General features: G+C 70.9%; 14 protein-coding genes. 6 read left to right on the forward strand and 8 right to left on the reverse strand.

Going from position 1 to position 15,384, the window contains the following annotated elements:
• The first annotated feature begins 142 nt into the window (after positions 1–142).
• On the forward strand, positions 143–1,249 hold the full coding sequence (locus ACWEFB_RS06590) for a hypothetical protein (RefSeq protein ID WP_326559974.1): 1,107 nt from the start codon (positions 143–145) through the stop codon (positions 1,247–1,249).
• A 63-nt stretch (positions 1,250–1,312) separates the two neighbouring features.
• Here ACWEFB_RS06590 and ACWEFB_RS06595 read toward each other — a convergent pair whose 3' ends face one another.
• Complete coding sequence (locus tag ACWEFB_RS06595) at positions 1,313–1,573, reverse strand: hypothetical protein (RefSeq protein ID WP_452282893.1); 261 nt, start codon at positions 1,571–1,573, stop codon at positions 1,313–1,315.
• A gap of 153 nt (positions 1,574–1,726) precedes the next feature.
• The gene (locus ACWEFB_RS06600) at positions 1,727–2,962 is read right to left on the reverse strand and encodes a hypothetical protein (RefSeq protein ID WP_452282895.1); all 1,236 of its coding nucleotides are present in this window, start codon (positions 2,960–2,962) and stop codon (positions 1,727–1,729) included.
• Between the two features lie 95 nt (positions 2,963–3,057).
• Here ACWEFB_RS06600 and ACWEFB_RS06605 point away from each other — a divergent pair, with 95 nt between their 5' ends.
• Entirely contained in the window at positions 3,058–3,807 is a 750-nt protein-coding gene (locus ACWEFB_RS06605) for a DUF7003 family protein (RefSeq protein ID WP_452282897.1), read from the forward strand.
• A gap of 112 nt (positions 3,808–3,919) precedes the next feature.
• Here the strand turns inward: ACWEFB_RS06605 and ACWEFB_RS06610 are convergent, their stop codons facing one another.
• From ACWEFB_RS06610 to ACWEFB_RS06620, 3 genes are read right to left on the reverse strand one after another with little or no spacing between them, the layout of a single operon-like run.
• Positions 3,920–6,061 carry a CotH kinase family protein gene (locus ACWEFB_RS06610; RefSeq protein ID WP_452282899.1) on the reverse strand — a complete coding sequence of 714 codons (2,142 nt, stop codon included), beginning with the start codon at positions 6,059–6,061 and terminating at the stop codon, positions 3,920–3,922.
• Positions 6,052–6,882 (reverse strand): polyphosphate polymerase domain-containing protein, encoded by an 831-nt coding sequence (locus tag ACWEFB_RS06615; protein ID WP_452282901.1) that lies wholly within the window; start codon positions 6,880–6,882, stop codon positions 6,052–6,054. Before ACWEFB_RS06615 ends, ACWEFB_RS06610 begins: the two co-directional genes overlap by 10 nt.
• Entirely contained in the window at positions 6,879–7,481 is a 603-nt protein-coding gene (locus ACWEFB_RS06620) for a DUF4956 domain-containing protein (RefSeq protein WP_452282903.1), read from the reverse strand. Before ACWEFB_RS06620 ends, ACWEFB_RS06615 begins: the two co-directional genes overlap by 4 nt.
• Positions 7,482–7,893: 412 nt before the next feature.
• On the opposite strand from ACWEFB_RS06620, the gene ACWEFB_RS06625 reads away from it, so the two are divergent.
• Entirely contained in the window at positions 7,894–8,361 is a 468-nt protein-coding gene (locus tag ACWEFB_RS06625; protein ID WP_452282905.1) for a MarR family transcriptional regulator, read from the forward strand.
• A 16-nt stretch (positions 8,362–8,377) separates the two neighbouring features.
• Here the strand turns inward: ACWEFB_RS06625 and ACWEFB_RS06630 are convergent, their stop codons facing one another.
• From ACWEFB_RS06630 to ACWEFB_RS06640, 3 genes are all read right to left on the reverse strand, one after another.
• Complete coding sequence (locus tag ACWEFB_RS06630) at positions 8,378–10,597, reverse strand: DUF6461 domain-containing protein (protein WP_452282907.1); 2,220 nt, start codon at positions 10,595–10,597, stop codon at positions 8,378–8,380.
• Between the two features lie 429 nt (positions 10,598–11,026).
• Positions 11,027–11,815 carry an SIR2 family NAD-dependent protein deacylase gene (locus tag ACWEFB_RS06635; RefSeq protein ID WP_452282909.1) on the reverse strand — a complete coding sequence of 263 codons (789 nt, stop codon included), beginning with the start codon at positions 11,813–11,815 and terminating at the stop codon, positions 11,027–11,029.
• The gene (locus ACWEFB_RS06640; RefSeq protein WP_452282911.1) at positions 11,815–12,735 is read right to left on the reverse strand and encodes an SDR family oxidoreductase; all 921 of its coding nucleotides are present in this window, start codon (positions 12,733–12,735) and stop codon (positions 11,815–11,817) included. Before ACWEFB_RS06640 ends, ACWEFB_RS06635 begins: the two co-directional genes overlap by 1 nt.
• Positions 12,736–12,837: 102 nt before the next feature.
• Between ACWEFB_RS06640 and ACWEFB_RS06645 the strand changes: the two genes are divergently transcribed.
• The 3 genes from ACWEFB_RS06645 (at position 12,838) to ACWEFB_RS06655 (ending at position 15,369) form a co-directional block, all read left to right on the forward strand.
• A complete protein-coding gene (locus tag ACWEFB_RS06645) occupies positions 12,838–13,404 on the forward strand; it encodes a TetR family transcriptional regulator (RefSeq protein WP_452282913.1) in 567 nt (188 codons plus the stop codon).
• Between the two features lie 178 nt (positions 13,405–13,582).
• Positions 13,583–14,284, forward strand: a complete 702-nt coding sequence (locus ACWEFB_RS06650) for a ThuA domain-containing protein (protein WP_452282915.1) — start codon at positions 13,583–13,585, stop codon at positions 14,282–14,284.
• Between the two features lie 5 nt (positions 14,285–14,289).
• The gene (locus ACWEFB_RS06655) at positions 14,290–15,369 is read left to right on the forward strand and encodes a Gfo/Idh/MocA family protein (protein ID WP_452282917.1); all 1,080 of its coding nucleotides are present in this window, start codon (positions 14,290–14,292) and stop codon (positions 15,367–15,369) included.
• Positions 15,370–15,384 lie beyond the last annotated feature (15 nt).

The following is a 15,384-nucleotide window of genomic DNA, read 5'->3' on the forward strand; positions in this document are numbered from 1 at the left end:
GAGATCGACGATCGTGTTGACGTTCTCGGATGAAGGGTCGGAATCCCGTCTTTTGACGAGATCTGAACGCCGGACCTATCGCATGATCGACTGGCGCTCATTACGGGCCGTCTCCACACGGGACCTCGGAAGGGAGTCATCCGTGGGTGTTTCCGCCGAGTCGTCGCGAAACCTGGCCGCCAACCGGTTCCGCACCGCGCGCCACCCCGCCCGCGCACAAGCCAACCCCTACCTGTCCAACAGCACCGTCGGTCTGCCGGTCACGTCGGCCAGACGATCACCGAGTGCGGACCGGCTCCGCAAGCTGACCAAGGAGGGTCGTCTCGCCGAGGTCGCCGCCACCGCCGCCGACGCCGAGCGGGCCGCGCTCACCGCGGCGGCGTACGAGGTCGCCTGGCCGGTCGTCTTCGCCCGGCTGACCCGCCGGTTCGAGCAGCGCCGGGGCCACAACGTCTGTGCGCTCGGGGTGAACCGGCTGGCCGACGAGTGCCTGGACCGGTTCCACGACGACGTCGAGGCGGTTGTCCACGACCTGCTCGCGCACGCCCGTAAACCGGTCCGGGACCTGGAGGGCTGGATCGCCAGCCGGCTGAACGCCGCCACTGTGGATGGCCACCGGCGGCAGCGTGGCCAGCGTGGGGCACTGCAACGGCCACGGGTACCCGGTTGGCTGGCCGTCGCGCTGGATCACGACCGGTGGCTGACCACCCTCGCCGTGGAGATCCTGGTGTGGGTGGGCGTACGGACCTCCGCCGGCAGTGGCCTGTGGCCGCTGGACGCGTGGGCCCAGCAGCGGGCCACGGTCACCGGCGACTGGCAGCTCAGCGATCCGTCGCGGGTCGGCCGCGACGTCGAGGTCGTGCTCGCCGCGATGCGCCGGCGACCCACCTGGTACGACTCCTATGTGGAGCGCCCGCTCGGCCACAAGCACGCACCGGTGTGGACCGGTGAACCGGCCCGCGAGTTGTTCCTCACCAACCCGCACGAGCAGGTCGACGCCGAGCTGCTGCGGCTCGCCGCCGAGGCCGTACGCGTCATCGACCACCGGCTGGCCGGCGGCGAGGCGGCGGAGGCGGTCGTGGTCGACGTCATCCAGGCGGTCTTCGGCCGGTCGGTGGCGATCGCCGGTCTCGACCACGCCCCGCACGGAACGGCCGATCCGGTGGGCGACCTGTCGGGTGCGATGACCGACACCGCCACGATCGACCGCATCGTGGCCACCGTCCTGGACATCATCGGGCACCGGTGACCCCTCCGGGCGAACCCGACCGACAGCGGAGGCCGCCCGGCGACAACCAGGCGGTCGGTCGCGCTACGGGCCGACGTTGTCACCATCGAGCGGATCGTCGGAGACGCCGAGCGGGCCGTGGTCTCCGCAGGCTGGATCGTCGTCGCCCTGACGCAGCCCGTCCAGGGCGCGGCGGCGCTCGTCCAGATCGGTGCCGGGTGCCACCGCGGGAGGGCCGTCGACGATCGCGGCGCGCAGCTCGTCGACCAGCAGCCGCCGCAGCCGCTCACGCTGCTCCGGCGAGAGGCTCACAGGCTTCTCACCTGCGCGTTCGGTGATCGTCATCATGGGATTGTGCCCTGGTAGCGGGCGTGTGGCAAAGCCGTCGGGCGGCCGCGAGACTGCCGAGCATCTCCCACCTTCCACCGGTCCCTCCTCGTTCTGACGGACCCGCCGACGGGGTCACCGAGTGCGCCGACCCGAGCCGGGCAGGCCCGACTAGCCGACGTAGAGCCAGGCGTGCTCGACGAAGCCCTTGTCCGGCAGATCCACCGTCATCGCGGTGAACTGGTCCGGCAGGGGCGGCTCGGCCGCGGGTACGACAACGTCGCGGTAGAGCACGTCGGGCACCCCCAGCACGAAGTCGGCCTGCGGATGCGCGGTCAGCGCCGCGCGCATCGGCGGGCTGTCCAGGATCCGGTGCACCGCGATCGACGCCGTGCCCACCCAGCCGTTCGCCCCCTCCAGGAGCAGCCCACGATGCAGGGCCACCCGCATCCGCAGCCGATCGCCGTTGGCGCTGTTCAGCTCGCGCAACGCCCGGTACAGCTCACCGAGCATCCGGGGGATGACCACGGACTCGTCTATGCCGACCGGCAGCACCGTGAACTGGCCGTCGCCCTGCGGCTGGGGACGTACCGCCCCGTCCGGGATGCCGGCGGCCCGCCGTACCCGCGACAGCAGTGCGACGATCTCCTGCTGGACGCGCTCGGCGGCCGCGTTGCCGCGTCGGCTGTAGCCGGCCACATCCGCGGCCACGCACAACCGGACGGCGGCCCTGCCGCTCGGGACGGTCGGGCTCACCGGCTCGGCGAACCCGAGGTCCTCCCGCAGGCTGATCGTCCGTCTGCGGCCGGCGGCAACCTCGACCTGTACGCCGATCGTGCCGGCCACCCGGGTAGCGCCCTCCGGTACCGCGAGTACGGCGTGCATGCCGTAGTTGCGGGGCAGCAGCAGGTCGCCGTCCGGATCGTCGTAGATCCAGCCGAACCTCGTACTCTGCACGCCCGTCACCCACGCGCGCGGTGCCCGCTCCCGGCCCGTCAGGCGGCGCAGCCAGCCGGGCCGCTGCCGGGCCGCGTCGATCGTGTACGCGGCGGCAGTCGCCGCAGGATCCCCCTCGTACGTCACACCCAGCGCGTCCCCGTCGGCGTCGACCCGTACCGCGATCGACTCCGGATCGGCGAGGGTCACCTCGAACCGGGCCGAGACGTACCGGCGCCCGCGCGGCAACGGATCGAGGTCGAACGCGAACAGCGCGCCCTGGTAGCGGTCGCCACCCGACTCGGCCCGGTGCCGCAGCGGTCCGGGCAGGGCAGCCAGCGGAATCGGGTACAACAGCGGTCGACCACACCGCACCCCGCCGACCGGACCCGCGTCCGGCTCGCCGCGCGCACCGGCGGGCAGCAGCTCCCGGTACTCCAGCAGCTCGGCCCCACCCAGCTCTTCGATCATCACCGCACCCCCCAATCCGTCGCCGCCATTCGTCCCTGTTCTGACGGACGGCAGGCACGCGAGGGCTTCCTGTGGTGTCGAGTACCATGCGCGGAGTGTTGCGGGCCGAAGAGATTCTCGCCGTGTTCGACCGGGCCGCCGAGCGGGGCCGGTTCCGGGAGCCGGGAAATCCGCGCAGCTACCAGATCGCGACCAGGCTGCGCGCCTTCAGCGACTCCGTACGCTGGGCGCTGGTCATCGAGGCCGTGGGGCACGACGCCCGAGCGGCCAATGTCGTGGACATCATGGACGCACTGGGAAACTGCCTGGTCGGCACGACCGAGAGCTGGGAGGCGCTGTACCTCCGCCGGGTCGAGAACTTCCTGGACCTGTTCGATTTCGGGGACCCGGTCGACGAGGGGCTGGAGCCGCCGCGGTACCGGCAGGTGCCGATCATCGTCCGGGGTCGCGAGTTGCACGTGGACGCCGCCGCGACGATCCCTCAGGAGGATCTGTTCCGGCTGCTCGAAACGGAACACCGAGACCTGCTGCTCGGCGACGAGGCCGAGCTTCGCCGACTCGTCCCGGCGGACCTGCCGCAGGTGTTGGGCCTGGATGACTGGCACCACGTCACCCTGCGAATCAAGCCGCCCGGTCCGGACCGGGAACGGCACCGTCGCCAACACGAGAACCTCGTTCGGCACGGGCGGCCCGAGGACCGGGTGCCGTTCGAGACCCGGCCGAGCGATGTGGAGACCTATCGGCAGATCGCCCTTGTGCTCGCCACCGGCGACCCCTCCCACTACCGGCCGACCGCCCCACCGAACACACACTGGAGCAACTGGCCCTGGTCCGGGCGCATGTAGTCCACGACCCCGCCGAGCCCGTCGCCGACGGGCGAACCGGGAACCCGGCACCGGGCGGGCGAGGCCTGGTGCCGGGTGAGTGGGTACGACCGGATGGTGCGCCTGCCTGTGGTCAGCTCGCCGTACAGGTCAGAACGGGGGTGCCGGGGGTGCCGGTGGACGACCCGAGGAACCCGAATGTGGTGCCTGCGCCGGGTGCGAGCGCGCCGTTGTAGTCGACGTTCCTGGCGGTGACCGCCGACCCCTGGCTCGTGACGGTCGCGTTCCACGCCTGGGTGATCGTCTGACCGCCGGCGAATGTCCAGGTGACGGTCCAGCCCCTGATCGCCGAGGTGCCGGCGGTGACCCGTACCTCGCCCTGGAACCCGCCGGACCACTGGCTCACCACCGTGTACGTGGCGGCACAACCGGCCGCACCCGGCGGCGGCGTTGTCGGCGTCGGGGTTGGCGTTGTCGGAGTGGGTGTCGGTGTGGTCGGAGTGGGCGTGGGGGTGCTGACCGGGCCGCCCCAGCCCGCAGTGGAGTCGAGCCAGGCGGCGCGACGTTGCATCCAGTCCCGCATCGTCTGGACCTGCCCCTGCCAGGTGGGAGACGTCGGGGTGAAGAAGGGGCCGATCATCGACGTCGTCAGGTTCGGCCAGCGCTGGAAGTTGCGCTGCGCGCCGTTGGTGAGCGGTGCGGTGAGGGCGTTGATCCGGGTCTGCAGGGCGGCGTCGGAGAGCGGTCCTCGGCGCAGCGCCTGCCAGCGCGCCTTGACCTGGTTGACGAAGGCGGGATCCCGCAGCAACTGGGGGAACCAGTCGTTGGCCTGCGGCTGCCGGGTCTGCTGGTACTGCCAGCCCGAGACCTGGTTGTTGTTCAGGTATCCGCCCACCCCGAACGTCAGGTCGAAGTCCCAGAGCGGACCGGCGAAGATCTTGGAATCCCGGTCCTTGTAGAAGTGTGCGCTGCGGTAGTACGCGTCCATGTTCCGGCTGAACTCGTTGATGATCAGGTGGTCGACGAACGAGTTGACGTCGATGTACGCCCGGTACCCGGCGTTCGGATCGGCGAAGTTCGGTGACCGGAGCACGTTGTGGAACTCCTGGAGGTAGTTGCGCAACCAGTCCCGCTGCTCGGGTTGAAGCGGCGACGGGTCCGCCACTTCGAGGTAGTTCCAGCAGGTCGTCGTCGGTCCGGTGCACGGCAGGGTCGGTTCCTCGGCGGCCAGCCACTCGAACTTCCAGATGTATCCGCCGCTGATTTTCGGCAGAGTCAGGTCGTCCTCGTCCAACTGCTTGAGGTCGAGGCGGTCCTTGGAGTTCTTGATCGTCTCGACGATCATGTAGACGCCCATGTAGTCGTCGGCCCCCACCGGGCCGGCATCCGTGTTGAGGTAGAACTCCGCGAACGCGTACCGGGGGGCGTGCAGTCCCATCTCCCGGCCGAGGTCGTAGACGAGGGCCTCCCGTACCAGCGCCTTGTCGGGGAACGGTCCGCGCAGTACCCAGTCGGAGTCGGCGGGCATGCCGAGCACCGGGTAGTCGGCGTCGTCACTGTCGTTGTCCCAGAACTCGATCCGGTACGGCGTCTTCTCGAGCGTTGCCGACGACTGGCCACGCAGGTGGAATCCGGCCCGGGTGGCGACCGCCGGAGCAGCAGCCAGCGACGTGGTGCCACCGGTGCCCGGCTGGAAGATCATGGTGGCGGCGTCGAAGTACTGCCGATCGGGCCGCCCGGCACCGTACGAGTCGATCAGCACCACCGGCAGGTCGTGCGCGGTCGCGGAGGCGCGGGCGGCGTACACGGCGGTGCCGGGAGCACCCGACGCGGTCTGGCCGACGAAGGCCTGTGCCCGTACCTGGGTGGAACGGGTGAGTCGCAGGGGAGTGCCGGGGTAGAGCGGTGACGCGGCGGTGGGTAACTGTCCGTTGGTGGTGTAGCGGATCTGCGCGCCGCTGACCGTGGTGCCCAGTGACACCGTCAACTCCCCCTGGAAGGTGCCACTGGGCACGGAGAAGGTGATGTCGCCGACCAGGTCGTCCGCTGCTTCGGCCGCTGCCACGTCGGCGGCCGAGGTGTCGGCGTTGTCGGCGGCTCCGGCGCGGGCGAGGGACGGGCTGCCGGCAGTGGAGCCGGTGCCGGCATCCGGTCCGGCGTCGGCCGGCGACGGGTACGAGACGAGGAGCCCGGCGACGAGCATGGCGGCTGTCGCGACTCCTGCGACGCGGAAGGTCCCCGCCGTGGCGCCGGTGCCACGGGATGTCAAACGCACGATGCCTCCTGATCGAGATGGTGGATGAGGGTCGGGGTCGGGCTCGTCGACGATGCGGCGCTGTGGAAGTGGCGGCGCATCGTTCGTCGCCACGGCACGCTCGGCAGGTCCAGTCGGAGGGCGGCCAGGCCGGTGGCGTACTTCGAGATGCGCGCGGGCCTCGTCCCGCGCTGCCACAGCAGACGGTCAACCGGTGAGGCGGCCGATCTGGTTTTGGTCTCGACCACCGCGAGGTCGGGCAGTTGCAGCGTGGCGCGGCCGTCGTGCCAGCGGATTCCGGTGTCGATGGTGACCCGGCTCGCGCTTTCCGGCAGCAGCAGGGTGGTCCGGTGGTAGGTGCTGACCAGCATCGGTTCGAGGACGGCAGGCGCGGTGGGGCAGATCGACTCGCGGGTCAGCGTCTCGTCGACGAAGCCGCGCCCGGGGTCCACCGTGCCCCGGTCCTCCGGGCGGTACGGCAGCCGGTGTTTGGTGATGCTTCCCCGCGCTCCACTGATCTTGACCTCCAGCCAGCACTGGTCGGAGTCGAGGTAGGTGCGGGTCCGTACCTTGAACCGCCGTCGCCGGCGGTACGCCGCGCAGTGGTAGCTGTCCAGCCACGGGGTGTCGAAGTAGACCGACTCGTAGCGGAAGGCGCGCTCGCCGTCGATGTCGAGCACCCGGGCGTACGGGGCGAGCCGGTCCAGCAGGTACGGCAGTTCGTCCACCGGTACGAGGTACTTGCGGTCCACCCGGGTCTGCAACGCGGCCCGGTCGATCAGTTCGGCCAGCCCGATGGGGGTCAGCTCCGCCAGCGACGACGCGATGGGCAGCGGGTTCATCGGCGTGCTCCGGCCGCAACCGGGGCGCCGGTGCCGACCGCCGGGCTGCGACCGGCAAGCGAGTACCGGACGTCGACCACGGTGGTCTCGTTGACCAGGTCGACCCGCTGGACGGTGGCGACGTGCACCCGGGCGTTGAGCAGTTGTTCCAGTTGGGCGACGAGCGCGACGTGGTCGGTGACGGCCGAGTCGAGCACCATGATCTGGTGTCGGTAGTGCCGGAGCAGCCGCCGATGGTCGCCCAGGAACATGGTCGCGACGATCAGCGCCATCAGGCCACCGCTGAGCCAGACCGAGGTGGTGCTGAGCGCGCCGAGGATGCCCAGGGCGAGGGCGGAGAAGTAGTACGCCACCTCGTGCTGGTCGAGTTCGGTCGAACGCAGCCGGATGATGGACAGTACGCCGAACAGGGCCAGCCCCAGCCCGAGTCCGGCGCCGACGTTGCTGGCGCTCAACGCGCTCGCGACCGCGAGGACACCGACGTTGACCCCCAGGTAGGCGACGACGAGGTCGCGACGGCGATGGCGCGGGAAGTAGAGCCCGAAGACGAGCAGCACCACCGCGCAGATGTCAATCGCGAACAGGACGAGCTGCGACATCTTGTACGTTCCTCCCGAATCGCTGCCGGGCCGGCCCGTGCCGTCCGTGCCTGGTGACGAACTGCGGGTAGCGGTCGAAGGCAATAATTTCCGGTAAACTTTCGGTACCTTTTCCGAGACGGTAAGGGAAACATCGATTGAAGTCAATGGATGTCCATTGCTTCGACCTGCACTGGAAGCTTGACCGTCCTGATTGGAGTCCGATCATGAGGCGTTGCCACTGCTCGATGAGGATGGTCGAGGCTGGACAGCCGTGATCTGAGACCGAAACTTTTCAGGATCGGCCTTCGGGAGGTGGGTCGGGTACCGGTTGTCGCCGATCCACCAGGATCGCCAACCCGGCCTTTCTTGACCTCAACCAAAGTTGAGGTTCTAGATTCGCCTCTACCGGCAATGTCTGTTGGAGGCACTCATGGCGGCGCAACACCTCTCCGACACCGAACTCGCGGCTCAGCCGGCCGCGTACTGGACCGGTGTGGCCTACCAGGCCCTCATCGCCTTCACCCGGGCACGGCAGGCCGAGTTCGGCTTCACCCAGCCCCAGTTCTGGCTGCTGCGCAACCTGTCGAAGAACGACATCTCGCCCGATGGTCACGGCATGACGATCGCCGAGCTTCGGTTCGGGATGCGCACCTACCTCAGGCCGGAGGATGATCTGGAAGCCGAGGCGGAGGTTCTGGTGGGGCGGGGTTGGCTCACCCGTGACGGCCAGGGGAGGTTGTGGATCACCGAGGTGGGCGAGGAGGCCCGTACCGACCTCGGAAAACACGCTCCGGCGATCCGCGACCGGATCCACCAGGGCATCGGCGACGCCGACTACGTGACGGCCCTGAAGGTCCTCCGGCAGATGATCCGGAACACGGACGGCTCCGCGAGCTGATTCAGTATCCGGGTTCTCACTCTGGAGCGGACCTGGCAATCCGGGAACGGGCGTCGGCGACCAGGTCCGCCGCGTGCGTGCCGGCGGCGTGGCGGGCCGCTTCGAGGGCCTCCGAGGCTGCGGCGACCGGGTCCGGGTTGGTGGCACGGTGCAGCGCGAGCCAGACCCACCGGTGCTCGCCGTCGTGGAGTTGGGACCGGCGAGCGCGCAGGTGCGCGTCCGGGAGCAGCGTACGGGCGGCCACGCTGGCGACGATGTCCGGATCCTCGCCGAGCCCCGCGTAACGGGCCGCCTCCGTGGCGGCCCACCAGGCCAGCTCACGCAGCTCCGGATCGGGAAGCCCGTCCAGCGCCACCGCCTCGGTCGGCGGCTCGATCGGGACACTCGACAGCCGCCGGCCTAGACCCGACGTCGGGCCGAGCGGCTGTCGGCGTGGATACAGCGTGGGCAGGTCCGGCACGATCCGGAAACCGATGTCGGCGGCCTCGATTCGGGCCAGGTCCTCGGCGGTGATGCCGTGCCCGGTGAATCGCTGCACCGCGACCAGGCCCATCAGCGGCTTGCGGCGGTGGTGGTCGGCGAAGTCGAGGTCGGCGAGCGTCGCGGCGACCTGTGGCGGCGCGTCGAGGTCGCCGAACGGTTCCACCGACAGCAGCACCTCGCCGTCCTCGGCGAACGACAGGCGGGTCACCGCGTTGACGTTCCAGAACATGCTGGCGGCCCGCCCACCGGCGGAGGCCCGGGTCAGCACCGGCCCGGCCGAGCCGTGCCAGCCGTTGTATTCGACGGCGAGCACGGCGCCGCCGACGTCCAGCACCGCGACCCACGGATCGATCGACCGTTGGCGCATCAGGTGCTCGCCGATCGCCCGCATCGACTCCGGTCGGGCCGGGTCCGCGCCGAACGCCCGCAGCACGTCCGCCACGTCCATCCCCGCGGCCACCATGACCGTTGCCGCCTCGGACAGGGCGCTGTGACGCAGCCACCGGTACGCGGCTTCGGGCAGGTCGGGCCGTACCGGCTCCGGCTCACCGCGCAACCGGTGGCCGAGCCGGTCGGTACGGGCGTACACGGTCTCCGGGCCGGCAGGCGCCTGCCACACCGTCAGTTCGTAGTACTCGGAGTCGCGTTCGTCGGTGTTGTCCCGACCCCGGGCGTGTACGCGCAGCCGGTAGTCGCCCGGCCAGGGCGGGGTGATCTCGCGCGGGTCGGTCGAGTGGGGATCGAGCACGCTGGCGCCGCCGACGGACGCCCGCCAGCTGATCTCGACGATCTCCTCCCAGCCGGGCGCGACCTGCGACGGTGGCCCGTCCAGGATGTTCAACATGATCCGGACGTGTCCGGCCTCGACGCCCGTACGGATGACCGCACCGCCCGCGACGACCGCGACCAGCCCGTTGGCACCGAAGTCGACCTCCGGGACGTCGGTCCCCTCCACCAGTGCGAACCGGTGCCCCGACACCGGCGCCGACGTGTAGGAATGGCGGGGCAGCAGGTACTCCGCCCGGGCGCGGGCGAGCAGGGCGGCGGCGTAGCCGGCGGGCATCGGGGCCTCGCGGAGCAGCAGGACCGCCGTGCCGATCGCCACGCCGATCACCGCCGGTGGTTCGGTCGCCCAGGGTTGCAGGCCCACCCGGTGCAGGACTGCGGCGGCGGTGGCCACGGCCAGCGCGAGCTGTGCCCGGCCGTGCGCGGCGGCGACACCCTGTTCGTCCGCGAGCTCCGGCGGCACCGTCAGGAAGCCAGCCACCCGTGGGTGGGCGGCCAGCCGACGGGCCAGCGTGGCGACCAGCGGCACCGCGCCGGGCCGGATCCCATCCAGCACGGAAGCCCCGGTGACCGCCTCGCTCATCCCGCCCATGCTCGACACGGCGATGTTGCCGGAGAACGGTTCCGGCAGGAAGTCGGTCAGGTCCGGTGCGTCGGCCAGGTCCAGCACCAGCACGGTCAGTTCCAGCGCGCCGAGCAGGCGTTCGACCAGCAACGGCGGCAGCGACCCGAGCGCGTCCCGTACGGGCGAATCACCCGAACCGGGTCGGCCGCCGGAGCGGGACGGAGCCACGGCCCGGTGCCCGGGGGCCGAGGCCCGGATGGATCGGAGGTTGCCGTCGGCGGTTGCCCCCAGCCGGCCGAGCTCGGCCGCCGGTGTGGGCGGAATGCGGGCGATGACCAGCGGCAGCGCCGTGGCGACGGTCCCGGCCAACCGCGCCAGTACCGCATCGGGAACCTCGAACACAGCACCCCCGCCGCCGAAACCTACCGGACACCGCACTCTGCCACGACCGGCCGGACGCGTACCAGTCCGGCCGGCGGACACGGGTGCGTGGTGACACGCCGTGGACGCCGGCCGGGCGGGTGGGGGGTCCGGACGCTCAGCGCGGAGCGGGCAGAACCGACGGCGCCTAGGGGAAGATCGGACGAGGGGGCGTGGGGAGGACCGGGCGGGGCAGGGCCGACGATTCCCAGGGCGAGGGCCGCGACCGGGGCGGGCCATCGTCGTACGGGGTGGGGGCGTCGCCCCGGAGCGTCGTGTACGTCTCCGTGCACGTTCCTCCTATGTCGACTGTGGACAGTCTCGGGAGGAATATAGGCCCGATTCGATGGGTGGGAAAGGGATCACCGGCTGCGGGCGGCGAACCGCTCATCCGGACGGGCCGCCGTGCCGCTATGGCTTCCCGGCGAACTCCCAGGCGGCCCGTACCAGGGTCGGGAGGATCTGGGCCGCGGACCCGCGCAGGTTGACGGCGCTGATCTCGTCCAGCGGCGTCGGCTGCGGGTTGATCTGCATGACGGTGGCGCCGGAGTGGGCGGCGATGTGGGGGATCTCGGCGGCCGGGTACACCAGGCCGGAGGTGCCGATCGTCAGCAGCACGTCGCAGGCGGACGCGGCTTCGACGGCGGCGGTGAGCGCCGCTCCGGGCAGCGCCTCCCCGAACCACACCACGCCGGGACGGACGAGCGCTCCGCAGCGTACGCACCGGGGCGGCGCGATCCGGCCTCCCTCGCCGTCGGCGACCTTCTCCTCCGTGGTGGTTGGAAAGTCGGCCGGGTGGGCGGACTCGGTCACGCAGCAGGGTGCGAACAGGCTGCCGTGCAGGTGGACCGGCGCTCGCGACCCGGCACGTTCGTGCAGGTCGTCGACGTTCTGGGTGATGACGACGGTGCCCGGGATCAGGTCCTCGATCGCGGCCACGGCCAGGTGCCCGGCATTGGGCTGGGCCCGGCGCACCCGCGCCCGCCGCCACTCGTACCAGCCCCAGACCAGTTCCGGATCGGCGAAGAACGCCTCCGGGGTGGCGAGTTGTTCGGCGTCGAACCGCGCCCAGAGCCCGGTGAGGTCGTCACGGAAGGTCGGTACCCCGCTCTCGGCCGAGATCCCGGCCCCGGTGAAGACGACAACCCGACGCGCCCGGCCGAGCAGCTCGGCGGCGCCCAGCGGCAGAACGGTGTCCATCAGGAGATCGTGCCATCCCGTACCTCGGTCCGGTTTTCGAAGTAGTGGCCGGCGTCGAGGTCCGCGATCAGCCCGGCCTGTGCGGGGTTCCACCCGAGCAAGCGCCGGGTCGCCGAGTTCGACGCCGGGGCGTCGGTGCCGAAGAAGCGTCCGATCCAGCCGAAGTGGTCGCCGGCCTTGTCGGCGGGAACGGAGACCACGGGTAGGTCGAGGCCGCGACCGATCGCCTCGGCGATGGCGCGGGTGGGCACACCCTCTTCGGCGGTCGCGTGCAGTGCGGAGCCGGCCGGGGCGTTTTCGACCGCGAGTCGGACGAGGTTCGCGGCGTCGAGTCGATGCACCGCCGGCCACCGGTTGGTGCCGTCGTCGATGTAGCCCGAGACACCCTTCTCGCGGGCGACGCCGACCAGGACGGCGATGAAGCCGTGATCGCCGGGCCCGTGGACGGTGGGCGCGAACCGTACCGACGAGGAGCGCACCCCGTGCGGGACGAACGACATGGCCGCCTGGACGCCGGCGATCCGTGGGTGGGCGCCCGGATCGGGCAGGTCCAGCTCGGTGGCGGCACGGCCGGACACGAGGCCGAGCAGTCCCGAGGCGACCACGAACGGCCGGTCGGTGCCCTCCAGCTCGGCGCCGATCGCGTTGATCACCGCCAGGTCGGTGCGCGCCGCCGCCTCCATCCGGGAGAAGTCGTGGTTGTAGCCGAGATGGATCACACCGTCGGACGCGGCCGCACCGGCGCGCAGGCTGTCGAGATCGTCGAGGTTGCCGCGCTGGACCTCGGCGCCGAGAGCGGTGACCGACGCGGCGGCGGTGTCCGTACGCGCGAGGCCGAGAACCCGATGTCCGGCGTCGAGCAGTTCGGGGATGACGGCGGAGCCGATCCATCCGCTCGCGCCGGTGACGAAGATGCGCACGAGAACCTCCAGGGGCAGGATCGCCGGCACGGGCCAGCGATGTCACTTGATGACATCACAGTACCAGATGATGTCATCAAGTGACATGACTAGACTGGCTCCGTGGTGCGATGGGAAGCGGACGCGAGTGGCCGGCTGCGCGAGGCAGCGATGCAGCTCTACGTCGAGCGCGGCTTCGAGCAGACGACCGTGGCCGACATCGCCAAGCGGGCCGGGCTCACCGCGAGGACGTTCTTCCGCCACTTCGCCGACAAACGCGAGGTGCTCTTCGCCGGCTCGGCCGACCTGCAGAAACAGCTCGTGCTCGCGCTTGAGGCAGCCCCCGGGTCCGCCTCGCCGATGCAGGCCATCTCGGCCGCCCTCGACGCCGCCGCCACGGCACTGGGGCAACACCCCGAACACTCCCGCAAGCGCCAGTCCGTCATCAACGCCCACGCGGAGCTGCGGGAACGTGAACTGATCAAGTTGGCGTCACTCTCCGCCGCGCTCGCCGACGGCCTGCGCCGCCGCGATGTCCCGGAGCCGGACGCGAGCCTGGCGGCCGAGGCGGGGATCGTCGTGCTCCGCGTCGCGTTCGAGCGCTGGATCAGCGAGCCGCACGGCGCAGACCTGTCGCAGACCATGCGCGACGCGCTCGACCGCCTCAGGACGGTCACCACCGCTCGCTGAACGTGCCCCGGTCCTCAACCTCAGAACAGGGTGGGGCGGGGACGGGAGGCCGGCGCGTACCGACTTTGTCGGGAACCCCGAGTACGGTTTCGGTGATCGACAGGCATGAGCGTCGGTGACAGGTTGTCGGGGCGGGAGCGGCCGGCCCGGCGGCGAGGGACCGTGGGAGGGAGCGGGTGTGGCGCAGCCGAGGGCACTGGTGGTTCGAGGCGGTTGGGAAGGTCACCGGCCGGTCGAGGCGACGGAGTTGTTCATCCCGTTCCTCGAACGCAGTGGTTACGCCGTACGGGTCGAGGGGTCGACCGAGATCTACGCCGACGCCGAGGAGCTGGCCGGCACCGACCTCGTCGTGCAGTGCGTGACGATGTCGCAGATCACTGCGGAGCAGGTGGCCGGGCTCAGTGTGGCGGTCGTCGCCGGTACGGGCTTCACCGGCTGGCACGGCGGCATAGTGGACTCGTTCCGCGCGTCATCGGATTACCTGCATCTGGTGGGCGGCCAGTTCGCGACCCATCCGGGCAAGGAGCCGTGCGAGCGGCACGGTGGCGCCGAGGACAACTTCCTGCCGTACACCGTGCGTGTCACCGACCTCGGCCGGGAGCATCCGATCACCGCCGGGATCGAGGACTTCGACCTGGTCACCGAGCAGTACTGGGTGCTGCACGACGACCTGATCGACGTACTGGCCACGACCGTCCACCCGACCCGGGAATGGCACCCGTGGCAGCGGCCGGTCACCTCGCCGGCGATCTGGACCCGTCACTGGGGGGCGGGACGGGTTGTGGTGACAACTCCGGGGCACGACCTGGACGCGCTGCAGCATCCCAGCGTCCGTACCGTCATCGAGAGGGGGATGCTGTGGGCGACCCGCACCGCGTAGGCATCGTGGGTCTCGGGGTCATCTCCCGGGCGTACCTGGAGACGCTGGCGGACCATCCCACGGTGAGCATCGTCGCGGTGGCCGACCTCGACGCGTCCCGGTCGGCCGCGACCGCCGCCGTGCTCCCCGGTGCCGAGGCGATGAGCGTCGAGCGGCTGCTCGACCGCCCGGACGTGCAGACGGTACTCAACCTCACGATCCCCGCGGCACACGCCGAGATCTCGCTCGCCGCGATCGACGCGGGCAAGAACGTGTACGTCGAGAAGCCGCTCGCGGTCACGTTCGCGGACGGCCGCTCGATCATGGACCGGGCCGCGTCGGCCGGCGTCCGGGTGGGTTGCGCACCCGACACCGTTCTGGGCACCGGTACGCAGACCGCCCGCGCCGCGATCGACAGTGGCCTCATCGGGCGCCCGCTGTCGGCGTCGGCCGTCATGGTCACCCCGGGGCACGAACGCTGGCATCCCCACCCCGACTTCTACTACACCCCCGGCGGCGGCCCGTTGCTGGACATGGGGCCGTACTACATCTCCGCCCTCGTCCACCTGCTCGGACCGGTACGCGCGGTGGTCGGAGCCGCCAGCCGGTTGCGCACCGAGCGGGTCATCGGTTCGGGCCCGCGCACCGGCCAGCGGATCCCGGTGGAGGTGGACACCCACGTGTCCGGGGTGCTGGAGCACGCCAACGGCGCCCTGTCCACCATCACGCAGAGCTTCGACGGTGTGGCGACAACCGCCGCCCCGATCGAGGTGCAGGGGGAGGCCGGGGCGCTCGCCGTACCCGACCCGAACCGCTTCGACGGCGAGGTCCGCCTCTTCGCGCTCGGCGCCGACGAGTGGCGGGTGCTCGAACCACGGGCGGGTTACGTGGGCGCGTCCCGGGGCGTCGGTCTGCTCGACCTCGTCGGAGCCGACGGCCAGCGTCAACCGCGTGCCGGTGGTGAGGTCGCGCTGCACGTGCTCGAGACGATGACCGCCCTGCTCCGTTCGGCTGCCGAAGGTCGGCGGATCGAGCTGACGACAACGGTGCGGCGGCCCGTACCCGTTCCGCTCGCGTCCGTCGATGGCGTTTCCTCGCTTTCGTGAGTGAGGGGAGAGGGG

It is taken from the genome of Micromonospora sp. NPDC004704 (assembly GCF_053601675.1).